This is a genomic window from Streptomyces sp. NPDC006610, assembly GCF_040611575.1.
In the GTDB taxonomy this organism is placed as follows: domain Bacteria; phylum Actinomycetota; class Actinomycetes; order Streptomycetales; family Streptomycetaceae; genus Streptomyces.
On record NZ_JBEXOP010000054.1, the window covers coordinates 16,974 to 41,106 of the forward strand.

Consider the following 24,133-nt stretch of genomic DNA (forward strand, 5'->3'; position numbering starts at 1 on the left):
ACCGTGGCCGGCGGGCCGCCGGCGCAGGAGGAGAGGGCGCGTGCCGCATCCGGCACGCGCCCTCGGCCCTGGTTCAGCTCACCGTGCAGCTCTGGCCGCCGACCTTGAACGCGGCCGGTTTCGTGTTCGTGCCCGGCGCAGTGCCGGTGAAGCCGAAGCCCACCGACGAACCCGGCGCCACGTTGGCGTTCCAGCCGACGTTCTTCACCGTCACCGCCGTGCCCGACTGGGTGAACTCGGCGTTCCACATCTGGCCGACCTTCTGCCCGTCGGCGAAGGTGAAGCCCAGCGTCCAGCCGGACCACGCGCTCGTGCCCGTGTTGGTGACCTGGACGTCCGCCTGGAAGCCGCCGGACCACTGGTTGGTGACCTTGTACGTCACCGCGCAGGCGCCGGCCGGCGGATCCGGGTCCGGCTCGGGATCCGGAACGGTGCCGGAGTCCGACGAGTCGCCGTAGATGATCCCCCGCCCGTTGGTGGCGATGTACACCCGGCCGTACACCCGCGGGTCGCCCGTGATCGCCGCGCCCGTCCAGCCCCACTGGTGGGCGTCGTCGTTGATCCGGGTCCAGGTCGCGCCCTTGTCGGTGGAGCGGAAGATGCCGCGCACCCCGCCGATCTTCGCGCTGGTGTACAGCGTCTGGTACGAGGAGCCGGCCGCCGCCTTGCCGAAGCCGATGGTGTCGGCCTGCTCGACGTTGGACAGCTTGGTGAACGTCCTGCCGCCGTCCGTCGAGTGCCACAGCCCGTACGCCCCGTCCGGCGCGCCGCCCGCGAGCCACACGTCGCCCTTGACGCCGGGCAGCGCCTTGAAGCGGACGCTGTCGCCGGAGGGCAGGCCGGTCGCCGCGGACGCGGTGAAGGTCGCGCCGCCGTCCGTGCTGACGTAGAACCTGCCGGACTTGAAGCCGTAGAAGGTCATCGGGTCGACCCGGTCCGACTCCACGATCGCGCCCGCCGGGATGCCCGACGACGCGGTCCACGAGGTGCCGAATCCGGTCGCGTAGTGCACGCCCGCGCCCTGCGGGCTCCACACGAACCGGCTGCCGTTCGCCGCCGCCGCGACGGTGCCGCCGCCGGTCACGCCGGAGGGGTCGGTGCCGGCGAACCAGTTGGCGCCGTTGTCCGTGGAGAACGCGACGTGCGGGCCGGAGTCGACGTTGCCGGCGCGGACCACCGTGCCGGGGTTGGACTCGGCGTAGTCGAGGCTGGTCGTGGACGTGAAGTTCGGCTGGGTGAACATCATCGACGGGACCTTGGTCAGGTCCGTGTGGCGGAAGCCGCCGATGTCGCCGAGGGCGCTGAGCAGCGGGGCGCCGGACGGGGGAGCGGCGAGGTCGTTGACCGCGGTCTCCTCCAGGCCCTGCACCATCGGCTTGATGGTGAACTTGGCCCCGGTGTCCCAGTTCTTCAGGTTCTCGGTGCCGTAGATCGTCGCGCCGGTGCCGTACATCATGCGGTTGGAGTCGAACGGGTCGATCTCCAGCGCCTCGGTCATCCAGCCGAGCTTCGGCGTCTGCTCGGGCGGCGACGGGTTGGCGCCCCAGGTCAGCCAGGGGGAGGACGAGACGTCCATGGTGTAGCGGTTCTCGCGGTTCGGGTACGACGTGTAGTCCCACGCCTTGGTCCAGGTCCCGCCGCTGTTCGTGGAGCGGAAGATCTGGGTGTCCGGCCACCAGGAGCTGTACGCGGTCGCCATCACCGTGCCCGGGTTCTGCCGGTCGACGGTCAGGCCGCTGTAGCCGAAGTAGGTGTCGGCGTCGGCGACCGGGCTGATGTCGGTCCAGGCGCCGGTGGCGGTGGCGTACCGGTACAGCTTGCCCTTGCCGCCGTCGTACGGGCCGCCCGTGTCGCTGTAGGCCAGGTACAGGTAGCCGTTCTTCGCGTCGAGGACGCCCTTGTGCGCGAGGTACCCGGTGGGCTGCCCGGCGAGCCGGGACCAGGTGGCGCCCGCGTCCGTCGAGCGGTAGACGGCGTTCTCCTTGTCGGCGACGCCGACGTAGACGGTCCTGGTGGCGTTGCCGGCGCTGCCGGTGGACTCGTCGAAGGTGACCCAGACGATGCCCTGGTTGTCGCTGGCGTATCCGGAGGTGTCGCTCGGGTCCTGGGCGTAGTTGCCGACGTTCGGGAAGTTCGCCACCTGCGACCAGGTGGCGCCCGAGTCCGTCGACCGCCACAGGCCCTTGCCGCTGGGCGCGCCGAGGTAGAGCACGCTGTTGCGGTTCGGGTCGACGGCGAGGCGTTCGCCCATGCCGCGGCCGGGCATGTTGCCGCCCAGCTTGAACGGCAGGTCGGCCTTTCGCCAGCTGGCGCCCCGGTCGGTGGAGCGCAGCACGGCTCCGTTGCCCGGGTCCCAGCTGTTGGTGTAGGTGCCGACCGCCGCGTAGACGCGGTTCGGGTCGACGGAGTCGGAGGCGATGCTGACCACGCCGGTGTGGCCCCAGTCGTCCCAGCCGACGTGGTCCAGCAGCGGCTTCCAGGTCTTGGTCGACTCCTGCCAGCGGTAGGCGCCGCCGATGTCGGTGCGGGCGTAGGCGAGGTCCGGCTCGCTGCGGTTGAAGACGATGCCGGGGACGAAGCCGCCGCCGTCGATGCGGGCGTTCTTCCAGGTGTAGGTGTCGGCCGCGATCGACACCTCGGCCCTGCCGGCGTCGGCCTCGGCCGCCATCGCCGGCGGCGCGCCGGCGATCAGACCGGCCGCGAGCGCGAGCACGGTCGTGAGAATGCGCTTTCTTCGCACGGTGTGGGGATCCCTTCTTGGGGGAGAAGGACAGGAAAGGTGCGGTGCATGTGCCTGAGGCATGCCATCGGCATGCCGGGACGGACGACCGGGCGGCCCCCTGTGCGCTTGGGGGACCGCCCGGCGCCCGACGCGGAGCTTTCAGCGGGGACTTATTCGAGGAGCTCCGCGTAGGAACCCAGGGCGGTGGCTATGTCCGCCTGGGCCCAGAACCGGTGGTACGTGAAGGTGGGCGCGGCGCCGCCCGCCAGGTAGCTCTCGATCTTCGACCAGGACGGGTCGTTCTTGTAGAACGACCGGATGGACAGGAAGGTCGAGGAGTTGTTGATCGTGTCGCCGTTCGGCATGGTGCCGGTCCAGCCGCTGGGGACGTAGACCGGGTCGTCGAAGCGGTTGTAGTCGGCGCGGGTCTCCGGGACGGCGATGCCGAGCGCGTCCTGGTTGTGCTCCCACATGCCGTCCAGCAGCGCCTTCGCGGTGCTGGCCGCCTCCGTGTCGCCGGAGCGGTCCGCGTAGTACGTCAGGGTCTTGGCGTACGCGGCGGCCACGCCGACGTCGTTGGTGTAGTCGACGACGGTGACGTGCAGGTTGTTGTTGGCGCCCGGGCTCGCGGCGTTCCAGGTGTCCGGCTGGCCCGACCACCGCAGGGTCGACGGGATCCGGAAGGAGCCGTCGGGGTTGACGGTGGTGTGCTTCAGCGCCCAGTCGACCCACTTGTCGAGGACCGACTTGGCCAGCGCGTTGCCGGTCTGCTGGTACACCTCGGCGACGCGCTCCATGGACCACGCCTGGAAGCCGAACCACTGGTTGGACGGCGGGTCGTGGTACACGGGCTTCTCGTCGTAGTACATGCCGTAGAACGTCGACGTCCCGGCCGGCGGGGTCGCGTAGCGGCCCGCCCAGCTGTTGGTCGCGCCGCCCGCGATCGCGCCCTCGGACGACTGCAGCCAGCGGTAGAACTCCAGCTGACGGTCGTACGACTTCGCCCAGTCGGCCGCGCCGGTCGGCGACTTCGGCTTCAGCGGGGCGTAGTTGGCGAGCGCGTAGGCCGCCAGCGGGTTCTGGTAGCCGCCGTGGGCGTGGCTGGAGCCGATGCGCCAGGCCCAGCCGGCCGAGCTGTCGGTCGCGCCGCCCCAGGCGTAGTACCAGGAGAGCAGGTAGTGCGAGGAGTCCTTGCCGGTGCCCGCCGGGCAGGCGGCCGGACCCACGCAGTTGCCGATCTTCTTGAAGTACTTGTCGAACATCGCGTAGCGCAGGTAGTCGCCCATCTTGGCCGCCTTGGCGACCGTTCCGGCGACCTCGGAGCCCTTGCCCTGCTCCTTGGCCCACTTGTCCGCCCAGTACGCGGCCTGCACGGCGCGTGCGTCGGCGTCGGGGGCGTTGGTGAACTTCCACTGCTTGGCGTAGGACGCGTCGCCGGTGAACAGGTCCAGGAACCCGTTCTTGCCGCCGTACTTGAAGGCGTCGCAGGTGGGCTGCGGCACCGTCTCGAACACCGACTCCTGCGGACCGCGCTGGAAGGTGTTGATGTACGAGGGACCGGTGTCCGTCGGGCCCGCCTCGCACTTGCCGGGCGAGTTGCCGAAGCCGTAGACGTTGTCCACGTCCTGCAGCCAGTGCATGCCGTAGACGTCGTCCGTGCCGTACGCGCTCTTCAGCTCGGCCGCGATCGGGTCGGGGCCGACCGAGACGCCGGTGTCGAGCTTCGACGGGTACTGGTTGGGCGTGTCGTACTCCGGCGCGTAGGTGGCCGGCTTGGACGCGTTGTAGAACGAGTTGGTCGACTGGTCGGCGTGCGTCGGGATCATGTACTTCTCCATGATCTCCCACGCGTTGTTGAACTTCGTCCAGTCACCGGTGATCCGGCCGTAGGTGGCCTGGAGCCACAGCAGGTAGCTGTACGCCTCGGAGGTCGTCTCGTGACCGTGGTCGGGCGCCTCCACGAGCAGCGTCTCGACCGAGTGGTACGGGATGCCCTCCGGGGAGAAGTAGCCGTTCGCCGGGTTGGTGATCTTCCCGTACAGCTCCAGGAAGCGGGCGTCGTACTCCTTCGCCCCGGCGATCTGCGTGGCGGTGACCGTCGCCTTGGCGTGTCCCGTCGCGGTCGACTCGAAGGTCGCCGCGCCGCTGCCGGAGGAGTCGGCGGTGATCGTCACCTTCTGCGCCGTGTTCCAGTTCTGCGGCGTGAAGGTGAGCGAGGCGCCGCCGGTGACGGACAGGCCGGTGTTGCCGCCGGTGCGGGTGGTGGTGACGGTGACGTTCGAGGACGGCTGCGTGGACAGCTTGACCTCGTACGTGCCCGATTCGCCCTGCCGGATGGGCAGTTGGGCCGGAGTCGCGACCACGGACGGGCCCGACGCGACCGTGATGCCGACCGGGGCCGACGACGCCGACGCGCCGAGGCTGTCGTACGCCTTGGCCACCAGGGAATGACTGCCCACGGTCAAGCCAGAGGCGGAGAACGTGTAGGGCGAGGTGGTGTCGGTGCCGAGCAGGGTCGTGTCGTCGTAGAACTCGACCTTGGTGACGGTCGCGCTGTCGGCCGCCGCGGCGGTCGCCGCGAGCGGGACCGCGTCGCCCTGGGTGTAGACGGCGCCCGGCGCGGGGCTGGTCAGCACCGCGATGGGCGGCTGGTGGGCGCCCCGGCAGGGGGTGCCGTTGATCGAGAAGGTGGTCGGCGCGGTGTTCGTCCCGCTGTAGCTGAACTGCGCACCGGTCGTCACGGCCGCGCCGGCGGCGATCCGGCCGTTGTACGAGGCGTTCTTCACGGTGATCGCCGAACCGGACTGGGACCAGCTGCCGTTCCAGCCGTTGCTCAGGCGCTGGTTGCCCGAGTACGAGTAGGTCAGCGTCCAGCCGTCGATGACGTCCGTACCGCGGTTGGTGATCGTCAGGTCGGCGGTGAAGCCGGAACCCCAGTCATTGGCTTTGTAGTCGACGCTGCACGCGACGGCGGCGGCATGCGCCGGCGAGGGGTTCGCGGCGAGCATGGACAACGGCACCGCGAATGCCGCCACGACGGCGGTCCATAACCGCCGCGCGCTGCGGCGTCTGGTTCTGGGGGGCATCGCTGCTCCCTCCTTGCGGCTCGGGGAGATGTCAAGGCTTGACCAGTGGGAGCGCTCCCATAGTGCGGATCGGGGTGTGGGGGGTCAAGACGCTTGAAGAGTCGAAAAGATTCGACGGGGATCGATTTGAAAAAGTCAAGCAACTCCCTGTCCTTCACAGGAACTTGGCGCTACCTTCGCTTCACCAGTGGGAGCGGTTCCATCAGTCGACGCGTCCGTCACGGCACGTCCGGTCTGCGAGGAGTCGCTCATGCGACACCCCCGTGTTCAGCACCAAGGCACCCGGGGACTCCCTTCCTCGCACCGGTCGCAGCGGACGGACCGACCGCTTCCGGAGCGAGAAGAGGACCCCACACTCATGAGCCCCACCCGCACGAGGACGGCGCTGCTCGCCGCCCTGGCACTCATGGCCGCCGGCACCGGCACCGCGATCGCCGCGGCGCCGGGTGACGTCGGCGCCGCCGCCGTGCCCTGCACCGTGGACTACAAGATCCAGAACCAGTGGAACACCGGCTTCACCGCACAGGTGACGCTGACCAACAACGGCGCCGCCAAGACCGGTTGGTCGCTGAAGTGGTCGTACGCCGGCAGCGAGAAGGTCACCAGCGCGTGGAACGCGAAGGTGTCCCAGAGCGGCAGCGCCGTCACCGCCACCAACGAGAGCTACAACGGCGCGCTCGCCACCGGCGGTTCGACCAGCTTCGGCTTCCAGGGCACGTTCAGCGGCACCAACGCCGTCCCGGCGACCTTCACCCTGGACGGGGTGACCTGCAACGTCGACGACGGCGGCGGCACCGGCACGCCCGACCCCGACCCGACCACGCCCGGCCCCACCGACCCGCCGCCGAACCCCGGCACCAAGGTCGACAACCCGTACGCCGGCGCCAAGGTGTACGTCAACCCGAACTGGTCGGCGAAGGCCGCGGCCGAGCCGGGCGGCAGCCGCGTGGCGAACCAGCCCACCTACGTGTGGATGGACCGCATCGCCGCCATCGCGGGTTCCAGCGAGTCCATGGGCCTGCGCGCGCACCTCGACGAGGCGCTGAAGCAGAAGGGCAGCGGCGAACTGGTCTTCCAGGTCGTCATCTACGACCTGCCCGGCCGCGACTGCGCCGCGCTCGCCTCCAACGGCGAGCTGGGCCCGACGGAGATCGACAAGTACAAGACGCAGTACATCGACCCGATCGCGGCGATCCTGTCCGACCCGAAGTACGCGGGTCTGCGCATCGCCACCGTCATCGAGCCCGACTCGCTGCCCAACCTGGTCACCAACGCCGGCGGCACCAACACCACCACCGACGCCTGCGTGACCATGAAGAACAACGGCAACTACGAGAAGGGCGTCAGCTACGCCCTGGACAAGCTCGGGGCCATCCCGAACGTCTACAACTACATCGACGCCGCGCACCACGGCTGGCTCGGCTGGGACACCAACCTGGACCCGTCCGTCCAGCTGTTCAAGAAGGTGGCCACCACCAACGGCGCCAGCCTGAGCGACGTCCACGGCTTCGTCACCAACACGGCCAACTACAGCGCCACGGTGGAGCCCTACTTCAAGATCACCGACTCGGTCAACGGCCAGACGGTGCGTCAGTCCAAGTGGCTCGACTGGAACAACTACACGGACGAGCAGACCTTCGCGCAGGCGCTGCGCAACAAGCTCGTCGCGGCCGGCTTCCCGTCCGGCCTCGGCATGATGATCGACACCTCCCGCAACGGCTGGGGCGGCACGGCCCGGCCCGCCGGCCCGGGTCCGATGACCTCCGTCGACGCCTACGTCAACGGCAGCCGCATCGACCGGCGCATCCACGCCGGCAACTGGTGCAACCAGAGCGGTGCCGGCATCGGTGAACGTCCCAAGGCCGCTCCCGCCGCCGGGATCGACGCCTACGTCTGGGTCAAGCCGCCGGGGGAGTCCGACGGTGCGAGCGAGGAGATCCCGAACAACGAGGGCAAGCGCTTCGACCGCATGTGCGACCCGACGTACGGCGGCAACGCCCGCAACGGCAACAACCCGACCGGTGCGCTGGCGAACGCGCCGATCGCCGGTCAGTGGTTCTCGGCCCAGTTCCAGGAACTGGTGCGCAACGCGTACCCGCCCCTGTCCTGACCCGGTGAACTGAGCGGCACCGCCGGGGTCCGGCCGCGCGGCCCGGATCCCGGCGGGTTTGCCGTAACGGCAAGGCAGCTTGCTCTCCCGCGGTGTGCCGTCGCACGCTGGCGGCACACCGCAGGAGAGGCTGACCCCATGGCGCACGACCACATCCACCAGCAGGAACACGACCAGCGGCACGCACAGGACCACGACCATGCCCCCGGGCACCGGCACCACCACGACCACTCCCACCTCGACTGGGTCGAGATGGCCCCGTGGCTGGAGCAGGAGGCGGAGCTGTACACCCCCCTGTACGAGCGGGCGCTGGCCTGGCTGGGCAAGAAGCAGACCGAGCCGGGCCTGATCGTCGACGCGGGCAGCGGCCCCGGAGTCATCTCCTGCCTGCTGGCCGAGGCATTCCCCGGCGCCCGGGTCGTCGCGGCCGACTCCGCCGAGCCCCTGCTGGAACGGGCCCGCGACCGCGCCCGCCGCCTCGGTGTGGACGACCGCTTCACCACCCTGTCCGGCGAACTCCCGGCCGTCCTGGACGACCTGGACTACCCGGCCGACCTGATCTGGGCCGCCAACAGCCTCCACCACCTCGGCGACCAGCGCGCCGCCCTGACCGCGTTCGCCGAGCGCCTCGCCCCCGGCGGCACCCTGGCGCTGGTGGAGGGCGGACTGCCGGTACGGTTCCTGCCCCGGGACATCGGCATCGGCCGCCCCGGCCTCCAGGCCCGCATCGACGCGGTGACGGCCGACTGGTTCGCCGAGATGCGCGCGTCCCTGCCCGGCAGCGTCGACGAGCCCGAGGACTGGCAGGCCCTCCTGGCCGCGGCCGGCCTGCGCCCCACCGGCACCCGCAGCTTCCTGCTCGACCTGCCCGCCCCGACCACCGACCGCGCCCGCGCCACCCTGGTGGCGACCCTCACCCGCACCCGCGAGGCCTGTGCCGACCGCCTCGACGCCACCGACCTCGCCACCCTCGACCGCCTGCTCGACCCCGACGACAAGGCGAGCCTGCACCACCGCAGGGACGTCTTCTATCTGACGGCGAAGACGGTCCACACGGCGGCACGCCTCCCCTAGTGCTCCGCCGAGCCCGCCGCCTCACCCGTCGCCCGGCGCTCCGCGGCCGGCCGCACCGCCAGGCCCTTCGTCGAGGTGAGCCCGTCGACCGGGTGGGCGCGGAACGCCGCCGTCCAGACGGTGGGCGGGCACGAGCTGCCGTTCGGGTGCTCCTCCCGCAGCCGCGCCCGCGTACGGTCGGCGACGACGACCTCGCCGTCCTTCCCGGACGTCACGGTCAGCTCCACCGGCACCGTGCCCGGACCGGCGCCGTCCGGCAGCCGCACCGACACCCCCGCCAGGTGCTCGTCCGGGCCGCCCGACACCCGCTCCTCACAGGCGTCCTCGACGCACAGCCGCACCGTCACGGCGTCCCGCCCGCCGAAGTCGCCGGGCCGCCACACCGCGGACACCTGGGAGTCCACGTCCATCAGGGTGCAGGGACGGTCCTCGGCGAGGAACGAGCAGCCGGTCAGGGCCCCGGCCGTGACCAGCGCGAGAAAGGTGCGCCGCATGATCGCGGACTGTACCGGAGGGGACGTCGGGGGCAGTGCCCGGGACGGGCGTGGAGCGTGAGGCGGGCGCCCCCGACGTGCCAGGTCCGGCACGGTGCGAAGTACGCGGCGAGCAGCCGGCGTTTGGCCCGCTCCCCGGCCGTGCGCTCCGGGGGCCGACCCTCCGGGGCGCCGAGCACGAGGATGCGGCGCGCCGCCGGCATCCGGGCGGGGAGGGCCGGAGAACTCCACCTGGTGCGCGCCGGTCGGCGTCGGCTGCCGGGTGCGTCCCCGGCCGGCCTCGAAGTCGCCCGCCGCGGCCTTCGAGTAGGTGCGCGTGTGCGGGCGGCGGACCGGGCCCGGCCGAGTGGCGCCGGTATCTGCCGTCCGTGCCCCACCGGGACGTCTGCCGCTCCTGACGGCGCGTACGCGGCACGCGCGTGCCCCGGAACCCGTGTGGGGTTCCGGGGCACGCGCGGGGAGGGGTGTCGTGCGCCGGCTCAGGCCATGCTGAACACGGCCGGGTCCGGGCCGATGCGCCGGTCCTCGTTCAGGGCGCTGATCGCCGCCAGGTCCTCGTCGTCGAGGCTGAAGTCGAACACGTCGATGTTCTCCTTGATCCGCGACGGCGTCACGGACTTCGGGATCACGACGTTGCCCAGCTGCAGGTGCCAGCGCAGGACGATCTGGGCCGGGGTGCGGTCGTGCTTGCGGGCGATGGCCACGATCGCCGGGACCTCCAGCAGGCCCTTGCCCTGGCCGAGCGGCGACCAGGCCTCGGTGGCGATGCCGTGCTGGGCGTGGTAGTCGCGGGAGGCCTGCTGCTGGAGGTGCGGGTGCAGCTCGATCTGGTTGACCGCCGGCACGACCGACGTCTCGCCGATCAGCCGCTCCAGGTGCTCGGGCAGGAAGTTGGAGACGCCGATGGCCTTGATCCGGCCGTCGGCGTGCAGCTTCTCGAACGCCTTGTACGTGTCGACGTACAGGCCCTTCGACGGCAGCGGCCAGTGGATCAGGTACAGGTCGACGTACTCCAGGCCGAGCTTGGCGAGGGACTCGTCGAAGGCGCGCAGGGTGGAGTCGTAGCCCTGCTCGCTGTTCCACAGCTTGGTGGTGACGAAAAGCTCCTCGCGGGGGATGCCGGAGGCCGCGATCGCCTTGCCGGTGCCCTCTTCGTTGCCGTAGATCGCCGCTGTGTCGATGCTGCGGTACCCGGCCTCCAGCGCCACGCCGACCGCGCTCTCGGCCTCGTCGTCCGGCACCTGCCAGACGCCGTAACCCAGCTGGGGCATCTCGACGCCGTTGTTGAGGATGATCGGGGGGACCTTGCTGCTCACGAGCTCTTGATCCTTCGGTTGTCGTCAGATGGTACTCGGGTACTCCCATCGTCAACGATCACGGGGCTCCGCGCATTCCTGACCGGGAAAATCAGGTCACGTCGCGTACAGGGCGTCCACTTCCTTCGCGTACGCCCGCTCGATCGCCCGGCGCTTCAGCTTCAGCGACGGCGTCAGCAGCCCGTGCTCCTCGGTGAACGGCTGGGCGAGGATGCGGAAGGTGCGGATCGACTCCGCCTGGGAGACCAGCGTGTTCGCGGCGACCACCGCGCGCCGCACCTCGTTCTCCAGGTCCGGGTCGCGCACCAGGTCGGCGGGGGAGGGCCGGGACGCGCCGCGCATCTGCAGCCAGTGGTCGACGGCCTCCTGGTCGAGGGTGACCAGGGCGGCGATGTACGGGCGGTCGTTGCCCACGACGACGCACTGGGCGATCAGCGGATGGTCCCGGACGCGCTCCTCCAGCACGCCCGGCGCCACCGTCTTGCCGCTCGACGTGACGAGGATCTCCTTCTTGCGGCCGGTGATGGTCAGGAAGCCGTCCTCGTCCAGCGCACCGAGGTCGCCGGTGGCCAGCCAGCCGTCCCGGAGGGCCTCGTCGGTGGCCTTGGGGTTGTTGAGGTAGCCCTGGAAGACGGTGGGGCCGCGCAGCCAGACCTCGCCGTCGTCCGCGATGTGCACGCTCACCCCGGGCACGGGCTGCCCCACCGTGCCGTACCGGGTGCGGCCGGGCGGGTTTGCGGTCGCCGCCGCCGTGGACTCGGTCAGCCCGTACCCCTCGTAGATCGGCACGCCCGCGCCCGCGAAGAACAGCCCGAGCCGCCGGTCCATCCCCGAGCCGCCCGACATGGCGTTGCGCACCCGCCCGCCGAGCGCCTGGCGCACCTTGGCGTAGACGAGCTTGTCGAAGAACTGGTGCTGCATCCGCAGCCCCGCCGAAGGACCGGGCCCGAGGCCCCACTCCTTCGCCTCCACCGCCTCGGCGTAGCGCACCGCCACCTCGACCGCCTTCTCGAACGGCCCCGCCCTGCGCTCCCGCTCCGCCTTGCGGCGGGCCGCGTGGAACACCTTCTCGAAGACGTACGGCACGGCCAGGACGAACGTCGGCCGGAAGGCGGCCAGGTCGGGCAGGAGTGCGGCGGCGTCGAGCCGCGGCTGGTGGCCGAGGCGCACCCGCCCGCGGATCGCCGCGACCTCCACCATCCGGCCGAATACATGAGCGAGCGGAAGGAACAGCAGGGTCGCCGCCTCGTCGCCCTTCTTCGAGTGGAACACCGGCTCCCAGCGGGCGACGACGTTGTCCGCCTCGGCCATGAAGTTGCCGTGCGAGAGCACACAGCCCTTGGGCCGGCCGGTCGTGCCCGAGGTGTAGACGACGGTCGCCACGGAGTCCGGCGTGACGGCACCGCGGTGCCGGTGGACCACCTCGTCGCCCAGATGGGCGCCGGCGTCGTACAGCTCGCGCACCGCGCCCGCGTCGAGCTGCCACAGCCGCTTCAGGCGCGGCAGCCGGTCGATGACGGTGGCGATCGTCATCGCGTGGTCCTCGTGCTCGACGACCGCGGCCGTCACCTCGGCGTCGTAGAGCATCCAGAAGCACTGCTCCGCCGAGGACGTCGGGTACAGCGGCACGACCTGCGCGCCGATCGTCCACAGGGCGAAGTCGAACAGGGTCCACTCGTAGCGGGTGCGGGACATGATCCCGACCCGGTCGCCGAAGCGGACGCCCTCCGCGAGCAGCCCCTTGGCCAGGGCCAGCACCTCGTCGCGGAACCCGGCGGACGTCACGTCCCGCCACAGCCCGGCCGCGTCCTTGCGGCCCAGGGCGACGCGGTCCGGGTCCTCCTCGGCGTACTGGAAGACGGCGTCGGCCAGACCGCCCGCCCGGGGCGCCGACGCCGACGGAGGGGTGGTGAACTCGCGCAAACCCGGCTCCCCTCTCCCTGCGACACTCGCCAATACAGGGCGTGAAAGCTACCCCAAGGGTCGGGTTCCTGACGACGGAGTAAGTTTCGCTTCCGCAATCTCCACGGAATCTGTACGAGTCCGGACGATCGCCTTCGTATGGTCTTCAGCCCGGGTCGGGGTCGGATCCCTCGCCGTGTCCGGTCCCGGCTCGGTCCCGTGTCCGTGTCCGGTCCCGGGTCGGTCCGTGTCCCGTGTCCGGTCCCGGGTCGGTCCGTGTCCCGTGTCCGGTCCCGGTCGGGCCAGTCCCCGGTCCGGAGCGGTCCGCCCCCGGTCGGAGCGGTCCGCGGCGGGGCGTCAGGGCCTCACCTCGTCCAGGGGCAGCCAGGCGACGGTGTGGGAGAGCGGGCCGCTGTTCCGCTCGCGCACGGCGGCTAGCTCCGCGTCGGTCAGCGCCCGGTCCCAGACGCGGACCTCGTCCAGGGCGCCGGCGAAGTGGGCCCGGCCGTCCACGCGCTGCCCGATGTGCACGCCGAACGGCGAGTTGCGGCTGACCGAGCCGGACACGTCCGGGGTGCTCAGCGGCCGGCCGTCGACGAACAGCGTCAGCCGGCCCCCGCCGCGGCGCAGCGCCGCGTGGTGCCACTTGCCGTCGTTGTACGCGCCGGCCGTGGCCACCTCGACCGTACGCACCGTCCGCGCGCCCTCCCGCGTGGTGATCCGGCCGCGCAGCCGCCCGCTGCCGGGCTCGCCGCGCAGCCACACCTGCGGCTGGCTGGTGCCGACCCCGCCCATCCACAGCATCGGCTGCTCCCCGGAGCGCGCGGTGTACCGGAACCACAGGGACGCGGTGAAGTCCTTCGTCCCGAGCGGGAGTTCGGGGCGGTAGGGCAGCCGTACGGCGTCGTCGGCGCCGTCGAGGGCGAGCGCGCCGCCGAAGACCCCGTCGATGCGCGCGGGACCGCCGAGGACGGTGGCACGACGGGCGAACACGGCGTGGTCGGCGGTGGTCGGGTCGGCGGCGCGGCGCGGGCCGAGCCAGTCCTCGGTGAAGCGGGCGAAGCGGATCTCGTCGCGGGCGTCGGCCGTGCCGCCCTCGTACATCAGCCCCACGGTGCCGCCGCCGATGTCCACCAGATCGGAGTAGCCCGACCAGTCCTCGGTGACCACCGCGCCCCGGTCCACGCTCTCCCAGGTGCCGCCGCCGTCGTAGGAGGAGCGGATCATCATGGTCCGGCGGCGGTCCGGGTCGGCCGGCGCGGACAGCAGCATCCGGTCGCCGAGGCGCAGGAGCGCGCCCTGCACCTGCGGGGTGTACAGGTCCGGGAGGGCCTTGAAGGGGGCCTCGAAGCTGTCGCCGCCGTCGCGGCTGACGGTCTGGGTGCGGTGGCCGAGGTCGGTGCCCTCCTGTTCCCGGCCGCTGACCAGGATGGCGCCGTCGGCGCGTTCGGCGAGGGTCACCTCGGAGGGCTTCTGCCGGAAGCTGCCGTCGTGGGCGAGGGGCCAGGTGTCGGTGGCGCCGATCCGCCAGGTGGCGCCGCCGTCGTCGCTGACGACGAGGGCGGCGTGGTTGCGGGTGACGCGGGCGCCGTCCCACGTCTCGGCGTTGACGCCGAAGACCAGCCGGCCGGCGCGGCCGCCGCGGGTGAGCTGGATGCCGTGCACGGGGCCGGTGGCGTACCAGGAGTTCCAGTGCGCGGGCCGGATCTGCGGGCTGAGGTCGCGCGGCGCGGACCAGGTGCGGCCGTCGTCGTCGCTGTACTGGAGGTGGGGCCTGCGGTCGCAGGGGATGTCGCAGCTCTCGCTGTCCGTACGGCCCGTGTTGTACGTCTCGGCCAGCAGGATCCGCCCGGTCCTGCGGTCGACCAGGGGCGCCGGGTTGCCGTGGGTGTCGCCGTCGCCGTGGGTGACGACCTGGAGGGGGCCCCAGGTCCGGCCGCCGTCGGTGGAGCGCTTGACGACGATGTCGATGTCGGCCGCGTCACCGCAGTTGAGGACGCGGCCCTCGGCGAAGGCCAGCAGGGTGCCCTGGACGGTGCGGACGATCGCCGGGATGCGGAAGCAGGCGTATCCCGGGTCCTGGGACGCCTTGAAGACGACCTGCTGCTGGAACGCCGGTGCGGCCGTGAGGGCCCGGGCCTGTGCGGGGCCCGGCAGGGCGGCCGCGGCCGCCATGACGACGCCCGCGGTGAGGGTGGCTCTCAGACGTGCGCGAGGCATGGACGGCATAAGTGACCCTTCATTTGTCAGAACATATGGACATCCGTTTCCAACGTATGCACGCCGGAAGGCGGTTGGCGGCAACGACACACCCCGGACGGCTGTGCGGAGTGACGGAGGGTCAGGATGCTGTCTGACGAAGCGTCAGCGAAAGAGCGTAAATCGGCTCATAGGGAAGTAGGCGAAGGCGCGCCCGGGTGCGCCCCGGTGCGTCCGCGGGTGACCCGGGGCGTGCGTTCGGAGGTGCGCCCCCCCGGGGCGCGTTCGAGTGAGCGTTCCAGGGTGAGCCCGGGCGTGCGTTCGGAGGTGCGCCCGGGGGTGCGCCTGGGGCTGCGCCGACCGTCAGCCGTGCGTGGTGGCCGGGCGCAGGGCGATGCGCCCCTCGCCCGCGTAGACGTTCATGGAGCCGCCGCGCAGGAAGCCCACCAGGGTCAGCCCCGTCTCCACGGCCAGGTCTACGGCGAGCGACGAGGGCGCCGACACCGCCGCGAGCACCGGGACGCCGGCCATCACGGCCTTCTGCGCCAGCTCGAACGACGCACGCCCCGACACCAGCAGAATCGTGCGGGACAACGGCAGCGCGTCCTCGCGCAGGGCACGGCCCACCAGCTTGTCCACGGCGTTGTGCCGGCCGACGTCCTCGCGGACGTCCAGCAGCTCGCCGTCCTCCGTGAACAGGGCCGCCGCGTGCAGTCCGCCGGTGCGGTCGAAGACGCGCTGGGCCGACCTGAGCCGGTCGGGCAGGCTCGCGAGCAGTTCGGGGGAGACACGCAGCGGCGGCGTGTCGGCGATCGGCCAGCGGGCCGTCGTGCGCACCGCGTCCAGGCTCGCCTTGCCGCACAGACCGCAGGAGGAGGTGGTGTAGACGTTGCGCTCCAGCGTGATGTCCGGGACGACGACCTCGGGGGCGGTGCGCACGTCCACGACGTTGTACGTGTTCGAGCCGTCCGCCGTGGCGCCCGCGCAGTACACGACCGAGCGCAGGTCGGCGCCCTCGGCGAGGACGCCCTCGCTGACGAGGAAACCGGCGGCCAGCGCGAAGTCGTCGCCGGGCGTGCGCATGGTGATCGCCAAGGGCCTGCCGTTCAGCCGGATCTCCAGGGGCTCCTCGGCGACGAGGGTGTCCGGGCGGCTGGTGACCGCGCCGTCCCGGATGCGGAGCACCTTGCGTCGTTCCGTGACTCGTCCCATGTCCCTGCGTCCCTCGCTCCGGTCGGCGCCGGTTCCGCTGCGCGGTCTCATTGTCCCGCACGGCCGGGGTGCCGTGGGGTGCGGTGCGCGACCGTGGTCGCCGAGGGCTCATCGTGCGGTCCGAGGCCCTCGAATGGGAGTCAGGGGGCCCGGCTGCCGGATTCCGGGGCCCCGACCGCCGGAGTCCGGGTGGCCCGGCGCGGGGGTCCCGGCGCCCCGACTGCGGGAAGCCGACAACGCGGATGCCGGTTTCCTGTCGTCCCGGCTGCCGTTGTACCCGTGAGTCACTGCTCAGACTGATGATCCCCACGACTCACCGCAAGGAGGGGACCACCCTTGATGAACGGCTCGCGGATCGCCGCGGTGGGCCACTACCAGCCCGCCCGTGTGCTCACCAACGAGGACCTGGCCGGCCTGGTCGACACCAGCGACGCCTGGATCAGGAGCCGCGTCGGCATCCGGACCCGGCACATCGCCGGCGCCGACGAGCCGGTCGACGAGCTCGCCGCGCACGCCGCCGCCAAGGCCCTCGCGGCGGCCGGGCTGACCCCGGCCGACATCGACCTGGTGCTCGTCGCCACCTCGACGGCCGTCGACCGCTCCCCGAACACGGCCGCCCGCGTCGCCGCCCGGCTCGGCGTCCCCGCGCCCGCCGTCATCGACCTGAACGTGGTCTGCGCCGGTTTCACCCACGCCCTCGCCACCGCCGACCACACCGTGCGCGCCGGGGGAGCCGTCCGCGCCCTCGTCGTCGGCGCCGACAAGATGTCCGCCGTCACCGACTGGACCGACCGCACCACCTGCGTGCTGGTCGGCGACGGGGCGGGGGCCGTCGTCGTGGAGGCGTGTCCCGAGGGGGCCCCGCCCGGCATCGGGCCCGTGCTGTGGGGGTCGGTGCCCGAAATGGGGCACGCCGTGCGCATCGAGGGCGAGCCGGCGCGGTTCGCGCAGGAGGGGCAGAGCGTGTACCGCTGGGCGACCACCCGGCTGCCGCCGCTCGCCCGGCAGGCCTGCGAACGCGCCGGGCTCGCCCCGGCCGACCTCGCCGCCGTGGTCCTGCACCAGGCCAACCTGCGCATCATCGAACCCCTCGCGGAGAGGATCGGCGCGGTCAACGCGGTCGTCGCCCGTGACGTGGTCGACTCCGGCAACACCTCGGCGGCCAGCATCCCGCTCGCCCTGTCCAAGCTGATCGAGCAGGGCGCGATCACGACGGGCGATCCGGTGCTGCTGTTCGGCTTCGGCGGGAATCTGTCGTATGCGGGGCAGGTGGTCCGCTGCCCTTGAGGGGCGGCCCCGTCCTCCGCGGGCCGCTCCGTCGCCGACCGGGGCGCCGGGCCCGCACGGCGCTCGTAAAGGCGCCAAGCGTCGGCCTTTGTCCTGTCAGTGGAAAAAGTCGGCGGTAATTCCTGCGCGACTTCTTCCCACTCCCGGCAGCCGCTGCTACTTTCCCCCTCGAAAGCCGGACAGCGACGGCCGATACGAGGCGGGGAGGGGATCGTGAGACGCATGACGGCGCGACCCGCGAACGCCCACCAGGCCAGGCTGCTCAAACTGCTGCGCGACGGAGGTCCCAACTCCCGCGCGCAGCTCGGCGATCAGGTCGACCTCTCGCGGTCCAAGCTGGCCGTCGAGGTGGACCGGCTGCTGGAGACGGGCCTGGTGGTGGCCGACGGACTCGCCGCCTCGCGCGGCGGACGCCGGTCGCACAACATCCGGCTCGCCCCCAACCTCCGGTTCCTCGGTGTCGACATCGGTGCGACCTCCATAGACGTCGCGGTCACCAACGCCGAGTTGGAGATCCTGGGGCACATCACCCAGCCGATGGAGGTGCGCGAGGGCCCGGTCGCGGTCTTCGAACAGGTCCTGGCCATGGCCGCCAAACTGCGGGCCTCGGGGCTCGCGGAGGGCTTCGACGGCGCCGGCATCGGCGTCCCGGGGCCGGTCCGCTTCCCCGAGGGCGTCCCCGTGGCGCCGCCGATCATGCCGGGGTGGGACGGCTTCCCCGTGCGGGAGGCGCTCAGCCAGGAACTCGGCTGCCCGGTCATGGTCGACAACGACGTGAACCTGATGGCGATGGGGGAGATGCACGCGGGCGTCGCACGCTCCGTGGGCGACTTCCTCTGCGTCAAGATCGGTACCGGCATCGGCTGCGGCATCGTCGTCGGCGGCGGCGTCCACCGCGGCGCGACCGGCTCGGCGGGCGACATCGGGCACATCCAGGCCGTGCCCGACGGGCGCCCGTGCGCCTGCGGCAACCGCGGCTGCCTCGAAGCCCACTTCAGCGGCGCGGCGCTGGCCCGCGACGCACTGGAGGCGGCCCAGCAGGGGCTTTCGGTCGAACTGGCGTCCCGGCTGGACACGGCCGGCACGCTCACCTCGGCCGACGTCGCCGCCGCTGCCGCCGCGGGCGACCCGACCGCCCTCGACCTGATCCGCGAGGGCGGCAACCGCACCGGCCAGGTCATCGCCGGCCTGGTCAGCTTCTTCAACCCCGGCCTGGTGGTGATCGGCGGCGGGGTGACCGGCCTCGGCCACACCCTGCTCGCCGCGATCCGCACCCAGGTCTACCGCCAGTCCCTGCCGCTGGCGACGGGCAACCTGCCCATCGTCCTGGGGGAGCTTGGCCCCACCGCCGGTGTCATCGGCGCGGCCCGGCTCATCAGCGACCACCTGTTCTCCCCCGCGTAGCCCCACGAGCGCGACCCCTCGCGCCTCGCCCTCCGGTACCGCACCTCGCACAGCACAGCTCCGCCCTGCCCAGCCCCACCCGCCCCACCAGCCACACCCAGCCCGGGCTCCGCCCCCCCGCTGCCCCGTCCTGCCCTGAAACGGCCCCGCACGTCTGCCAAGGGGAACCCACATGGCATCAGACACACCCCTGCTCAGCATGTCCGGCATCACCAAGTCGTTCCCCGGCGTCCGCGCCCTGGACGGCGTCGACCTCGACGTCCAGGCCGGTGAAGTGCACTGCCTGCTCGGCCAGAACGGCGCCGGGAAGTCCACGCTCATCAAGGTCCTCGCGGGCGCCCACCAGCCCGACGGCGGCACCATCCGCTGGCGCGGCGAACCCGTCGTCCTGCGCTCGCCCATCGCCGCGATGCGTCTCGGCATCGCCACCATCTACCAGGAACTCGACCTGGTGGAGCACCTGTCGGTGGCCGAGAACGTCCACCTCGGCCACGAGCCCACCGCCGCCGGCTTCGTCGTACGGCGGCGGACGGCTCAGGCGTCCACCGCTCAGCTCCTCGAACGCCTCGGGCATCCGGAGATCGACCCCGGCCGGCTGGTCGGCGAACTCTCCGCCGCCCAGCAGCAGATCGTCTCCATGGCGCGGGCCCTGTCCCACGACGTGCGGCTGATCGTGATGGACGAGCCCTCCGCCGCGCTCGACCCGGACGAGGTCGACAACCTCTTCCGCATCGTCGGCGACCTGACCGCGGACGGCGTCGCCGTCGTCTACATCTCGCACCGGCTGGAGGAGATCCGGCGCATCGGCGACCGGGTGACGGTGCTCAAGGACGGCCGGGCCGTGGCGGGCGGGCTGCCCGCCGAGTCGACCCCGACCCGCGAGGTCGTGGCGCTGATGACGGGCCGCAACGTCGAGTACGTCTTCCCCGAGCGGCCCGCCGAACCGGCTCGCGGCGAACCGCTGCTGGAAGTGCGGGGCCTGGCCCGCGAGGGCGAGTTCGAGGCGTTCGACCTGACCGTGCGGCCCGGAGAGATCGTCGGCCTGGCGGGACTGGTCGGCTCGGGGCGCTCGGAGATCCTGGAGACCATCTACGGGGCCAGGAAGCCGACGGCCGGTCAGGTCGTCGTCGCGGGAGAGGCGTTGCGGCCCGGCAGTGTGCGCGCGGCCGTGCGCGCCGGCCTCGGGCTCGCCCCCGAAGAGCGCAAGGCGCAGGCGCTGCTGATGCTGGAGTCCGTCACCCGCAACGTCTCGGTCTCCTCCCTGTCCCGCTTCTCCCGGGCCGGCTGGATCGACGGGGGCGCCGAACTGCGTGCCGCGCGGGAGGCGACCCGCGAACTGTCCCTGCGGCCCGACAACCCCTCCGTGCCCGTCCGCACGCTCTCCGGCGGCAATCAGCAGAAGGCGGTCCTGGCCCGCTGGCTGCTGCGCGGCTGCCGGGTCCTGCTGCTCGACGAGCCGACCCGGGGCGTCGACGTGGGGGCCCGCGCCGAGCTGTACGCGGTCGTCCGGCGCCTCGCGGACGAGGGCCTCGCCGTGCTGCTGGTCTCCAGCGAGGTGCCCGAGGTGCTCGGCCTCGCCGACCGCGTGCTGGTGCTGCGCGAGGGCCGTGTCGTGCACACCGCCCCCGCCCGTGAGCTCGACGAACACCGCGTACTCGACCTTGTGATGGAAGGAAGCCCGGCGTCATGACGCAGCCCGTCTCCCCGCCGCGGGGCGGCACCGGCAAGGTGCGGCCGGCCGGCGGCCAGTCCCCGGCCTGGCGTGAGAAGTTGTTCCGCGCCGACGTGCGCACCCTGTCCCTGCTGGGCGTGCTCGCCGCGCTGATCGTGATCGGCGGCATCACCAAGCCGGACGAGTTCCTGGACACCCGCAACCTCCAACTCGTCCTCACCCAGGCGTCGGTGATCGGCGTGGTCACCGTCGGCATGACCTTCGTCATCACCTCCGGCGGCATCGACCTGTCCGTCGGCGCCATCGTCGCCCTCGCCTCCGTGTGGGCCACCACCGTCGCCACCCAGGAGTACGGCTTCGGCGGCATCCTCTTCACCGCCGTGGTCGTCGGCCTCGGGTGCGGACTGGTCAACGGACTGCTCATCGCCTACGGCGGGATGGTGCCGTTCATCGCCACCCTCGCCATGCTGGCCTCGGCGCGCGGCCTCTCCCTGCAGATCACCGACGGCAAGACGCAGATCGTCACCGTCGGCTCCGTCCTCGACCTCGGCGAGCGCGATGCGTACGTGCTCGGCGTCCCGCCGCTGGTCCTGGTCTTCGCCGTGGTCACCGTCATCGGCTGGCTGGTGCTCAACCGCACGACCTTCGGACGCCGCACGGTCGCCGTCGGCGGCAACGCGGAGGCGGCCCGGCTGGCCGGCATCGACGTCCGCCGCCAGCGGCTCTACCTGTACCTGCTGTCCGGCCTGTGCTGCGGCATCGCCGCCTTCCTGCTGATCATCCTGTCCGGCTCCGGCCAGAACACCAACGGCAACCTCTACGAACTCGACGCCATCGCCGCCGCGATCATCGGCGGCACCCTGCTCAGCGGCGGGCGCGGCACCATCACCGGCTCCGTGCTCGGCGTCCTGATCTTCACCACGATCACCAACATCTTCGCCCTGAACAACCTGCAGAGCGACGTCCAGCAGATCGCCAAGGGCGCGATCATCGTCGCCGCCGTGCTGGTCCAGCGCCGTACCGCGAGCACGACCTGAGGAAAGGGTTCACCGCCATGACACAACTCCCCACGCGACTCACCTCGCGCAGAGGCATGCTCTTCGGGACCGCCGCCGTCTCGGCCGGCGTCCTCCTGTCGGGCTGCACGAGCAACGAGCCCTCCGACTCGGGCGACGGCGACAAGGCCGCCGACAACCAGCCCGCCGCCGAGGACAAGCCGGGCAAGCCGGTCACCATCGGCTTCGCCGGCCCGCAGGCCGACCACGGCTGGCTCAACGCCATCAACGACAACGCCAAGAGCCGCGCCGAGAAGTACCAGGACGTCACGCTGGAGATCACCGAGGGCTCCAACGACACCGCCCAGCAGATCGGCCAGATCGAGACCCTCATCAACAAGAAGGTCGACGTGCTGGTGGTCCTGCCCGCCGACGGCAAGGCCCTCACCCAGGTCGGGCTTAAGGCCATGCGGGCCGGCATCCCGGTCGTCAACCTGGACCGCATCTTCAACACCCCGCAGGCGTACCGCTGCTGGATCGGCGGCGACAACTACGGCATGGGTCTGAATGCCGGGCACTACATCGGCGAGAAGCTCAAGGACAAGCCCGACGCCCGGGTCATCGAGCTGGCCGGCCTGGACAACCTGGAGCTGACCCAGCAGCGCACGCAGGGCTTCGACGACGCGCTGAAGAACTACCCCAACATCAAGAAGGTCGCCCGCCAGGCCGCCGAGTTCACCGTCGAGTCCGGGCAGGCCAAGATGGCCCAGCTGCTGCAGGCGCAGTCGAAGTTCGACGCCCTGTGGAACCACGACGACGACCAGGGCGTCGGCGCCCTGCGCGCCATCGAGCAGGCCGGGCGCGACGACTTCCTCATGGTCGGCGGGGCGGGCTCGCTCGCCGCCTTCCAGGCCATCAAGGCCGACAGCGGCGTCCTCAAGGCGACCGTCCTGTACCCGCCCACCATGGCCGCCTCCGCGATCGACCTCGCCCGCGCCCTCGGCCAGGGCAAGGGCGTCGGCGGCATGGCCGAGTACGAGATCCCGGCGTCCATCACCCTCTACTCGGCCGTCGTCGACAAGACCAACGTCGACCAGTACATGTCCACCGGCTTCCAGTGAGGCGTCCCGTACGACGGCCCGGCACGGCGGCGCGGACAGGCCCGCCGGCCGGGCCCCACCCCCATCGCGCCACGACGACGAGGAGGACATCCCCATGGGACAGCCGCAGCAGGCAGCAGAAGCGGAGAGCGAAAACGCGGCGCGCGCGCCCGAACGGCCGCCACTGCGCGTCGGCATGGTCGGCTACGCCTTCATGGGCGCCGCCCACTCCCAGGGCTGGCGCACCGCGGGCCGCGTCTTCGACCTGCCCCTGAGCCCGGTGCTGGCCGTGATCTGCGGACGGGACGCGGACGCGGTGCGCGCCGCCGCCGACCGGCACGGCTGGGCGGCGGCCGAGACCGACTGGCGGGCCCTGGTCGAACGGGACGACGTCGACCTGGTCGACATCTGCACCCCCGGCGACAGCCACGCCGAGATCGCCCTCGCCGCGCTCGCCGCGGGCAAGCACGTGCTGTGCGAGAAGCCGCTGGCGAACACCGTCGAGGAGGCCGAGACCATGACGGCCGCCGCCGAAGAAGCCTACGCACGCGGCCAGGTGGCGATGGTCGGCTTCAACTACCGCCGGCTGCCCGCCACCGCGCTGGCCCGGCGGATGGTGGCCGAGGGTCGCGTCGGCGCCCTGCGGCACGTCAGGGTGTCGTACCTCCAGGACTGGCTGGTCGACCCGCAGGCCCCGCTGACCTGGCGGCTGCGCAGGGAACTCGCCGGCTCCGGCTCGCTCGGCGACCTCGGGGCGCACATCGTCGACCTCGCCCAGTACCTGGTCGGGGAGCGGCTCGCCGGGGTGTCCGCGGTCACCGAGACGTTCGTCCGGGAGCGCCCGCTGCCCGACGGCGCCGCCCGCGGGCTGTCGGCGGGCTCGGCCGGCGGCACCGGGCAGGTCACCGTGGACGACGCCGCCCTGTTCACCGCCCGCTTCCCGTCCGGCGCGCTCGCCTCCTTCGAGGCCACCCGGTACGCCACCGGCCGCAAGAACGCCCTGCGCATCGAGCTCAACGGGGAACGCGGCTCGCTCGCCTTCGACCTGGAGCGCCTCAACGAGCTCTGGTACCACGACGGCACCGAGCCCGGCGCCCACGCCGGCTTCCGCCGCATCCAGGTCACCGAGCCCGACCACCCCTACCTGGAGGGCTGGTGGCCGCCGGGCCACGGACTCGGCTACGAGCACACCTTCGTCCACCAGGCCCGCGACCTGGTGCACGCCGTCGCCGAGGGCAGCCGCCCCGAACCGTCCTTCGCCGACGGACTCCAGGTGCAGCGGGTGCTCGCGGCGGTGGAGGAGAGCGCCGAGAAGAACTCCGTCTACACGCCGATCGCGGTCTGAACCACCGTCCTGACGAGGAGCTTTCCCATGCCGCGCACCTTCACGCTGTTCACCGGCCAGTGGGCGGACCTTCCCCTGGAGGAGGTCTGCCGGCTCGCCCGGGACTTCGGCTACGACGGTCTCGAACTGGCCTGCTGGGGCGATCACTTCGAGGTCGACAAGGCCCTCGCCGACCCCTCGTACGTCAAGGGCCGCCACCAGCTGCTGGAGAAGTA

Annotated in this window: 15 protein-coding genes and 1 pseudogene; 9 read left to right on the top strand and 7 right to left on the bottom strand. The window is 71.9% G+C overall.

Annotation, left to right across the window (positions count from 1 at the left end):
* Positions 1–73: 73 nt before the first annotated feature.
* On the bottom strand, positions 74–2,740 hold the full coding sequence (locus tag ABZY13_RS30505) for a cellulose binding domain-containing protein (RefSeq protein WP_356636451.1): 2,667 nt from the start codon (positions 2,738–2,740) through the stop codon (positions 74–76).
* A gap of 152 nt (positions 2,741–2,892) precedes the next feature.
* Positions 2,893–5,808 (bottom strand): glycoside hydrolase family 48 protein, encoded by a 2,916-nt coding sequence (locus ABZY13_RS30510; RefSeq protein WP_356636453.1) that lies wholly within the window; start codon positions 5,806–5,808, stop codon positions 2,893–2,895.
* Between the two features lie 358 nt (positions 5,809–6,166).
* Here ABZY13_RS30510 and ABZY13_RS30515 point away from each other — a divergent pair, with 358 nt between their 5' ends.
* Positions 6,167–7,918 carry a glycoside hydrolase family 6 protein gene (locus tag ABZY13_RS30515; RefSeq protein ID WP_356636455.1) on the top strand — a complete coding sequence of 584 codons (1,752 nt, stop codon included), beginning with the start codon at positions 6,167–6,169 and terminating at the stop codon, positions 7,916–7,918.
* Between the two features lie 138 nt (positions 7,919–8,056).
* A complete protein-coding gene (locus ABZY13_RS30520) occupies positions 8,057–8,992 on the top strand; it encodes a class I SAM-dependent methyltransferase (RefSeq protein WP_356636457.1) in 936 nt (311 codons plus the stop codon).
* Here ABZY13_RS30520 and ABZY13_RS30525 read toward each other — a convergent pair.
* The 5 genes from ABZY13_RS30525 to fdhD all read right to left on the bottom strand — a co-directional run bounded on the left by ABZY13_RS30525 (position 8,989) and on the right by fdhD (position 16,115).
* Positions 8,989–9,486, bottom strand: coding sequence for a hypothetical protein (locus tag ABZY13_RS30525; RefSeq protein WP_356636459.1), 498 nt, complete (start codon positions 9,484–9,486; stop codon positions 8,989–8,991). The two genes, ABZY13_RS30520 and ABZY13_RS30525, sit on opposite strands and share 4 nt — an antisense overlap.
* A gap of 479 nt (positions 9,487–9,965) precedes the next feature.
* Positions 9,966–10,802 carry an aldo/keto reductase gene (locus ABZY13_RS30530; RefSeq protein ID WP_356636461.1) on the bottom strand — a complete coding sequence of 279 codons (837 nt, stop codon included), beginning with the start codon at positions 10,800–10,802 and terminating at the stop codon, positions 9,966–9,968.
* Between the two features lie 96 nt (positions 10,803–10,898).
* On the bottom strand, positions 10,899–12,725 hold the full coding sequence (locus ABZY13_RS30535; RefSeq protein WP_356636464.1) for an AMP-dependent synthetase/ligase: 1,827 nt from the start codon (positions 12,723–12,725) through the stop codon (positions 10,899–10,901).
* Between the two features lie 336 nt (positions 12,726–13,061).
* Positions 13,062–14,933, bottom strand: a complete 1,872-nt coding sequence (locus ABZY13_RS30540) for a sialidase family protein (RefSeq protein WP_356636466.1) — start codon at positions 14,931–14,933, stop codon at positions 13,062–13,064.
* A 333-nt stretch (positions 14,934–15,266) separates the two neighbouring features.
* Positions 15,267–16,115: a formate dehydrogenase accessory sulfurtransferase FdhD gene (gene fdhD, locus ABZY13_RS30545; RefSeq protein WP_356636468.1), complete on the bottom strand. Its 849-nt coding sequence runs from the start codon at positions 16,113–16,115 to the stop codon at positions 15,267–15,269.
* 339 nt (positions 16,116–16,454) lie between these two features.
* On the opposite strand from fdhD, the gene ABZY13_RS30550 reads away from it, so the two are divergent.
* From ABZY13_RS30550 to ABZY13_RS30580, 7 genes and pseudogenes are all read left to right on the top strand, one after another.
* On the top strand, positions 16,455–17,402 hold the full coding sequence (locus ABZY13_RS30550; protein WP_356636470.1) for a beta-ketoacyl-ACP synthase III: 948 nt from the start codon (positions 16,455–16,457) through the stop codon (positions 17,400–17,402).
* Positions 17,403–17,624: 222 nt separating this feature from the next.
* Complete coding sequence (locus ABZY13_RS30555) at positions 17,625–18,806, top strand: ROK family transcriptional regulator (protein WP_356636472.1); 1,182 nt, start codon at positions 17,625–17,627, stop codon at positions 18,804–18,806.
* 172 nt (positions 18,807–18,978) lie between these two features.
* A complete protein-coding gene (locus ABZY13_RS30560; protein ID WP_356636474.1) occupies positions 18,979–20,496 on the top strand; it encodes a sugar ABC transporter ATP-binding protein in 1,518 nt (505 codons plus the stop codon).
* Entirely contained in the window at positions 20,493–21,515 is a 1,023-nt protein-coding gene (locus ABZY13_RS30565; RefSeq protein WP_356636476.1) for an ABC transporter permease, read from the top strand. The genes ABZY13_RS30560 and ABZY13_RS30565 overlap by 4 nt, the downstream gene beginning before the upstream one ends.
* Before the next feature lie 17 nt (positions 21,516–21,532).
* Positions 21,533–22,594 carry a substrate-binding domain-containing protein gene (locus tag ABZY13_RS30570; RefSeq protein WP_356636478.1) on the top strand — a complete coding sequence of 354 codons (1,062 nt, stop codon included), beginning with the start codon at positions 21,533–21,535 and terminating at the stop codon, positions 22,592–22,594.
* A gap of 94 nt (positions 22,595–22,688) precedes the next feature.
* Positions 22,689–23,918, top strand: coding sequence for a Gfo/Idh/MocA family oxidoreductase (locus ABZY13_RS30575; protein WP_356636480.1), 1,230 nt, complete (start codon positions 22,689–22,691; stop codon positions 23,916–23,918).
* A 27-nt stretch (positions 23,919–23,945) separates the two neighbouring features.
* Positions 23,946–24,133: pseudogene (locus ABZY13_RS30580) on the top strand (sugar phosphate isomerase/epimerase); the annotation flags it as partial.

Coding starts and splice junctions, on each gene's coding strand:
- ABZY13_RS30510 (WP_356636453.1), bottom strand. CDS start 5,808: ATGCCCCCCAGAACCAGACGCCGCAGCGCGCGGCGGTTATGGACCGCC.
- ABZY13_RS30515 (WP_356636455.1), top strand. CDS start 6,167: ATGAGCCCCACCCGCACGAGGACGGCGCTGCTCGCCGCCCTGGCACTC.
- ABZY13_RS30520 (WP_356636457.1), top strand. CDS start 8,057: ATGGCGCACGACCACATCCACCAGCAGGAACACGACCAGCGGCACGCA.
- ABZY13_RS30525 (WP_356636459.1), bottom strand. CDS start 9,486: ATGCGGCGCACCTTTCTCGCGCTGGTCACGGCCGGGGCCCTGACCGGC.
- ABZY13_RS30540 (WP_356636466.1), bottom strand. CDS start 14,933: ATGCCGTCCATGCCTCGCGCACGTCTGAGAGCCACCCTCACCGCGGGC.
- fdhD (WP_356636468.1), bottom strand. CDS start 16,115: ATGGGACGAGTCACGGAACGACGCAAGGTGCTCCGCATCCGGGACGGC.
- ABZY13_RS30550 (WP_356636470.1), top strand. CDS start 16,455: ATGAACGGCTCGCGGATCGCCGCGGTGGGCCACTACCAGCCCGCCCGT.
- ABZY13_RS30555 (WP_356636472.1), top strand. CDS start 17,625: ATGACGGCGCGACCCGCGAACGCCCACCAGGCCAGGCTGCTCAAACTG.
- ABZY13_RS30560 (WP_356636474.1), top strand. CDS start 18,979: ATGGCATCAGACACACCCCTGCTCAGCATGTCCGGCATCACCAAGTCG.
- ABZY13_RS30565 (WP_356636476.1), top strand. CDS start 20,493: ATGACGCAGCCCGTCTCCCCGCCGCGGGGCGGCACCGGCAAGGTGCGG.
- ABZY13_RS30570 (WP_356636478.1), top strand. CDS start 21,533: ATGACACAACTCCCCACGCGACTCACCTCGCGCAGAGGCATGCTCTTC.
- ABZY13_RS30575 (WP_356636480.1), top strand. CDS start 22,689: ATGGGACAGCCGCAGCAGGCAGCAGAAGCGGAGAGCGAAAACGCGGCG.